Here is a 6000-nt window from a genome sequence, read left to right as displayed (position 1 = left end):
GCCTCGTGGCGGTGGCCGCCCGCGACCGGTCCCGCGCCGAGGCGTTCGCCGCCGCCCACGGCGTCGAGCGCGTGGCCGGCTCGTACGCCGATCTGCTGGCCGATCCGGAGGTCGAGGTCGTCTACAACCCGCTCGCCAACGGGCTGCACGGCCCGTGGAACCTGGCCGCGCTCGCGGCGGGCAAGCACGTCCTGACGGAGAAGCCGTCGGCGAGCAACGCGGAGGAGGCGGCCGAGGTGCGCCGGGCCGCGGCGGCCTCCGGCACGGTCTTCATGGAGGCGTTCCACTACCTGTTCCACCCGGTCACCCGGCGGCTGCACGAGCTGCTCGCCTCCGGGGAACTCGGCGAGCTGCGGCGGGTGGAGACCCTGGTCGCGATCCCGGCCCCGGACGACACCGACCCCCGCTGGTCGCTGTCGCTCGCGGGCGGCGCCCTGATGGACCTCGGCTGCTACGGCCTGCACGCGGCGCGGACGCTCGCCCCCTGGGCGGGCGGCGCGCCCCGCCCGGTGTCGGCACGGGCCGGCGAGCGCGCCGGGGCGCCCGGCGTCGACGAATGGCTCGACGCGGAGCTTCGGTTCCCCGGCGGGGCACATGCCTCGGCCCGCTGCCACATGGCGTACGGCACGCTCGAGATGAGCTGCCGGATCGTCGGTTCCCGGGGTGAGGCGTTCGCCCCGAACTTCGTGCTGCCGCACCAGGACGACCGGGTCGTGGTCCGCACGCCCGCCGGCGGGCGCACGGAACACCTCGGCACCCGCTCGTCGTACACCTACCAGCTGGAGGCCCTGGCCGCGCGCTTGAGGCACGGAGCGCCGCTGCCGCTGGACGCGGACGACGCCGTGGAGACGATGACCCTGGTCGACGCCTGCTACCGCGCGGCGGGCCTGCCGCCCCGCCCCCGGACCACCCTCGGCCAGGGTCTCTCCTTCGGATCAGGCCGGGCTCGCCGGGTCTGATCCACACGAGAGACCCTGGGCGTACAGCGCGGGCCGCTCCGCGAGGTGCACCGGTACCCGGCCGCCCTTCTCGAGGGCCCGTACGCCCGCCGCCGACACCGCGGCCACGGCGTAGCCGTCCCAGGCGCTGGGGCCGGTGACCTCGTCGCGGCGGGTGGCGTCGACCCATGCCTGGACCTCACGGTCGTAGGCGTCGGCGAAGCGTTCCAGGTAGTCCTGGGCGACGGTGCCGCCCCAGTGGCCGGCGGTCTGGGTGACCAGGGCGTGGGCGTCGCCGACGCGGGCGGTGCCGCGTTCGCAGACGACCTCGGCCTGCACCTGGTAGCCGAAGCCGCAGTTGACGAAGATCTCGACGTCGACGACGGCCCCGCCGTCCGTCTCGAAGACGACGAACTGCGGGTCGCGCAGGCCGTCCGGCGCGTCACCGGACGGGGCCGGGGTGAGCACGGTGACGGACGTGATCTCGTGGCCGAGGAGCCAGCGGGTCACGTCCATCTCGTGCGCCACGGAGTCCTCGACGAGCATCGCGGACGTCCAGCCGGGCGGACTCGCCACGTTGCGGTGCCGGTTGTGCAGCAGCAGCGGGCGGCCCAGCCGGCCCGTCTCCAGCAGGGCCTTCAGCTCCCGGTACTCGCGGTCGTAGCGCCGCATGAAGCCGACCTGGACCCGGCGCCGGCCGAGCGCGCACTCGGCCTCGACGACCCGCAGCGCGGCGGCCGGGTCCGGGGTGAGCGGCTTCTCGCAGAGCACCGGCAGACCGTGGTCGAACGCCGCCATGAGGGCCGCCTCGTGAGCGGGTCCGGGTGAGGCGACGATCACGGCGTCGACGTCGGGCGAGGCCATCGCGGCGGCCGGGTCGGTGTGCACGGCGCAGCCGCCGGCCCGGGACGCGACGGCCTCGGCGCGTTCCCGGTCGACGTCCACCACGGCGCTCACGCGGGCCCCGCTGACGGTCTCCTGGACGCGGCGCACATGGTCGGCGCCCATCCTCCCGGTGCCGATGACGGCGACGCCCAGGTCGTCCGGACGGTGGGGCATGGCGTTCGGCGTCCTCTCGGGGCGTCAGGCGCCGCAGGACCTGAGGAACCTGCGGGTGCGGACCGCGATGGGCAGGGGCTTGTCCGGCTCGCAGGGGTACATGTCCTGCTCGACGATCGCGAACAGGTCGACGTCCAGCTTCTGCGCGGCCTCCAGGACCGGGCCGAGCTCGGGCACGCCGGCCGGGGGCTCGCACATCACGCCGCGGGCCACGGCGGGACCGAACGGGATCTCGTTCTTCACGACGTCCGCGAGGATCTCCGGGTCCACCTGCTTGAGGTGCAGATAGCCGATGCGCTCGCCGTAGGTCTCGATCAGCTTGACGCTGTCGCCGCCGCAGTAGGCGTAGTGCCCGGTGTCCAGGCACAGGTTGACCAGGTCGGAGTCGGTCGAGTCGAGGAAGCGCTCGACGTGGGCCTCGGTGTCGATGTGGGTGTCGGCGTGCGGGTGCACGACGATGTCCAGCCCGAACCGCTCGCGCACCTCGCGGCCGAGCCGCTCCATGCCCTGGGTGAGGTGCCCCCACTGCTCGGCGGTGAGCTCGGAGGGCTCCAGGATCTCGGCGGTCTTGTCGTCGCGCCAGAAGGACGGGATGACGACGAGGTGCTTGGCGCCCATGGCCTGGGTGAGCGAGGCGACCTCGCTGACGTGCTCCCAGGTGGCGTCCCAGACGGCGGGGCCCCGGTGCAGGCCGGTGAAGATCGTGCCCGCGGAGACCTTGAGGCCGCGCCGGGTGATCTCGTCGGTCAGCCGGGCCGGGTCGGTGGGCAGGTAGCCGTACGGGCCCAGCTCGATCCAGTCGTAGCCGGCCTCGGCGACCTCGTCGAGGAAGCGGTCCCAGGGCACCTGGGCCGGGTCGTCGGGGAACCAGACGCCCCAGGAGTCGGGGGCCGAGCCCACCCGGATACGGTCCAGCTCTGCGGGCATGTCAGGACTTCCCTTCCGAGGAGGCCACGGGTGCGGTGAGGGCGTCGGCTTCGGGGAGCTCCTCCACGTCGACGCCGCGGACCTGGGACAGCTCGTGCTTGAGCGCGGCGAGTTCGGTGCCGCCGGCCATGTGGTTGGTGAGCTCCTCGAGGCTCACCTCGTCCCGGGAGGCGTTGAGCTCCATGGTGCCCAGGCGCAGGACGCTGAAGTGGTCGCCGACCATATAGGCGTGGTGCGGGTTGTGGGTGATGAAGATGACGCCGAGGCCGCGGTCGCGGGCGGCGGCGATGTACTTCAGCACCACACCGGACTGCTTGACGCCGAGGGCGGCGGTGGGCTCGTCCAGGATGAGGACGCGGGCGCCGAAGTAGACGGCGCGGGCGATGGCCACGCACTGGCGCTGGCCGCCGGAGAGCGTGCCGATGGGCTGCTCCAGGTCGTCCAGGACGATGCCCATGTTGCGCAGTTCCACGTCGGCGGTCTTCTTCATCCGCTGGATGTCGAGGCGGCGCAGGGGCCAGGGGCCCTTGGTCATCTCGGAGCCGAGGAAGAAGTTGCGCCAGACCGGCATCAGCGGGACGACGGCGAGGTCCTGGTAGACGGTGGCGATGCCCTTGTCGAGGGCCTCGCGCGGGGTGGAGAAGCGCACGGGGGTGCCGTCGACGAGGAACTCGCCCTCGGTGTGCTGGTGCAGCCCCGAGATGATCTTGATGAGGGTGGACTTGCCGGCGCCGTTGTCGCCGAGGACGCAGGTGACCTGGCGGGGGAAGACCTTCAGGTCGACGCCGTGCAGGGCGCGGATGTTGCCGTAGGACTTGCCCGCGCCGCGCAGTTCGACGAGCGGGGCGTCCCCCTCGGGGGCCTGGTCCTTCACCTCGGCACCCCGGGTGCCGGTTCCTTCGGTGGTCATGTCGGTCACCTCCTGGTCGCCGTGCGCTGGACCCACTGGTTGATGAGGACGGCGCCGAGGAGCATCACGCCGAGGAACGCCTTGAACCAGTCGGGGTTCCAGCCGGCGTAGACGATGCCCTGCTGGACCATGCCGAACATGAAGGCGCCGAAGACGGGGCCGATGGCCGAGCCGGCTCCGCCGGTGAGCAGGCAGCCGCCGATGACCGCCGCCGCGATGTAGATGAGCTCCTGGCCGACGCCCTCGCCGGACTGCACGGTGTTGAACGAGAACAGCTGGTGCATGCCGACGAACCAGGCGCCGAAGCCGACCAGCATGAACAGCGAGATCTTGGTGAAGGTCACGGGGACGCCGACGGCCCGCGCGCTGTCCTTGTTGCCGCCGACGGCGAAGATCCAGTTGCCGTACCTGGTGCGCAGCAGCACCCAGGTGGCGAGGGCCGCGAAGACCAGCCACCAGATGACGGTGATCTTCACGTTGACGCCGCCGACCTCGAAGGAGGAAGCGAAGAGCGCCTTGGCCTGGTCGAAGCCGTCCATGTCGCTGATGTCGTCCGTGGCGACGTTCCCGGTGACCAGCTTGGTCACGGCGAGGTTGACGCCCTGGAGGATCAGGAAGGTGCCCAGGGTGACCAGGAAGCTCGGCAGCCCGGTCTTGACCAGCATCCAGCCGTTGAACAGGCCGACCCCGAGCGAGACGACGAGGGCGACGATCACACCGACCCAGACGTTCAGCGTCAGCTGGTAGCTGACCATGCTGGCGGTCAGGGCGGAGGTGATCACGGCGACGCCGGCCGAGAGGTCGAACTCGCCGCCGATCATCAGCAGGGCCACGGGCAGCGCCATGATCCCGATGGTCGACGACTGGTACAGGATGTTCGCCATCGAGCTGCCGTCGCGCACGGCGGGTGCCGTGACGAGGAAGAAGACCAGCACCGCGACGGCGCCGAGGAAGACGCCCACCTCGGGCCGGGCCAGCAGACGCAGCGCCAGCGGGCGCCGGGCGGTCCGCCCGTCGGTCTCCTTGCCCGGGCCGGGGGCCGGCGGTGTGGTCACCGCCGGCTCAGCCTGTCGGGTCATGCTCATCACCGGGTGCCCTTCGCGGCGAACGCGTCGATGGTCTCGACGTTCGACTTGTCGACGAACGCCGGGCCGGTCAGCACCGGGGCCTCGCCGCCGCCCATGTAGTTGCCGTTGTTCTTGTACAGCCACAGGGAGTCGATCGCCAGGTACCCCTGGAGGTAAGGCTGCTGGTCGACCGCGAACTCGATGTCGCCCTTGCTGATCGACTTGGTCAGGTCCTTGTTGAGGTCGAAGGTGGCGACCTTCGCCTTGCTGCCGGCCTCGGACACCGACTGCACCGACGTCAGCGCGAACGGGGCGCCGAGGGCGACGACGTAGTCGATGTCGCTGTCCGTCTTCAGTTTGGCGGTGATCGTGGACTTCACGCTCGGCATGTCCGTGCCATTGACGTTCAGGGTCTCCAGGTCGCCCTCGAACGTCTTCTTCACACCGTCGCAGCGCTGCGTGAGGCCGATGTTGCCCTGCTCCTGGATGACACAGACTGCCTTCTTGGCGCCGGACTCGTTCAGCCGCTTGCCAAGGGCCTCGCCGGCCACCGTCTCGTCCTGCCCGAAGAACTCCGTCAGGCCGAGCTTCTGCCACTCGCTGACGCCGGAGTTCAGGCCGACGACGGGGATGTTCTGCGCCTTGGCCTTGGCCACGACGTCCTTGAGGGCGTCCGGCTTGGCCAGGGTGATCGCGATGCCGTCGACCTTCTGGTCGATCGCGTTCTGCACCAGGTTGGCCTGGCTGCCGGCGTTGGGATCGGCGGAGTAGATCAGCTTGACGTTGTCCTTGGCGGCGGCCGCCTCGGCGCCCTTGCGGACGATGTCCCAGAAGGTGTCGCCGGGCGACTGGTGCGTCACCAGGGCGACCGTCATACGGGGCGTGTCGGCCTTGCCCGCAGAGGCGTTCGCCCCGCCCTCCTCGGCGTCCTTGCCGCCGGAGCTGCTGGAGCAGCCTGCGAGGGTGAGCGCGGCCGCCGCGGCCACGGCCACGACGGAGGCCAGCTTGCGCGAGCGGGGGTAAGAGCGGTCCATCTTTCCAGCACCTCACTGTGCGACGGGTGTGCGACGGGGGGAAAGGGTGATCACCGGGTTACACG

Annotated in this window: 6 protein-coding genes; 1 reads left to right on the top strand and 5 read right to left on the bottom strand. The window is 71.2% G+C overall.

Annotation, left to right across the window (positions count from 1 at the left end; all coding sequences use genetic code 11):
- A partial coding sequence (locus tag ACFV46_RS15095) for a Gfo/Idh/MocA family protein (protein WP_385498484.1) occupies positions 1 to 959 on the top strand: 959 nt, incomplete at its 5' end.
- Here the strand turns inward: ACFV46_RS15095 and ACFV46_RS15090 are convergent.
- The 5 genes from ACFV46_RS15090 to ACFV46_RS15070 are packed head-to-tail and all read right to left on the bottom strand — an operon-like array spanning position 936 to position 5935.
- Positions 936 to 1997 (bottom strand): Gfo/Idh/MocA family protein, encoded by a 1062-nt coding sequence (locus ACFV46_RS15090; RefSeq protein WP_385498482.1) that lies wholly within the window; start codon positions 1995 to 1997, stop codon positions 936 to 938. The genes ACFV46_RS15095 and ACFV46_RS15090 overlap by 24 nt on opposite strands.
- A 24-nt stretch (positions 1998 to 2021) precedes the next feature.
- The gene (locus ACFV46_RS15085) at positions 2022 to 2924 is read right to left on the bottom strand and encodes a sugar phosphate isomerase/epimerase (RefSeq protein ID WP_361925265.1); all 903 of its coding nucleotides are present in this window, start codon (positions 2922 to 2924) and stop codon (positions 2022 to 2024) included.
- A gap of 1 nt (position 2925) precedes the next feature.
- Positions 2926 to 3834, bottom strand: a complete 909-nt coding sequence (locus tag ACFV46_RS15080) for an ATP-binding cassette domain-containing protein (RefSeq protein ID WP_385498480.1) — start codon at positions 3832 to 3834, stop codon at positions 2926 to 2928.
- 5 nt (positions 3835 to 3839) lie between these two features.
- A complete protein-coding gene (locus tag ACFV46_RS15075; RefSeq protein ID WP_361925261.1) occupies positions 3840 to 4919 on the bottom strand; it encodes an ABC transporter permease in 1080 nt (359 codons plus the stop codon).
- On the bottom strand, positions 4919 to 5935 hold the full coding sequence (locus tag ACFV46_RS15070) for a sugar ABC transporter substrate-binding protein (RefSeq protein WP_361925259.1): 1017 nt from the start codon (positions 5933 to 5935) through the stop codon (positions 4919 to 4921). Before ACFV46_RS15070 ends, ACFV46_RS15075 begins: the two co-directional genes overlap by 1 nt.
- Positions 5936 to 6000: the final 65 nt, after the last annotated feature.

The organism is Streptomyces sp. NPDC059852 (assembly GCF_042731455.1).
GTDB lineage: Bacteria > Actinomycetota > Actinomycetes > Streptomycetales > Streptomycetaceae > Streptomyces.
Note: the sequence above shows the minus strand (reverse complement) of the source record. Positions and strands in the feature narration are given on the sequence as shown.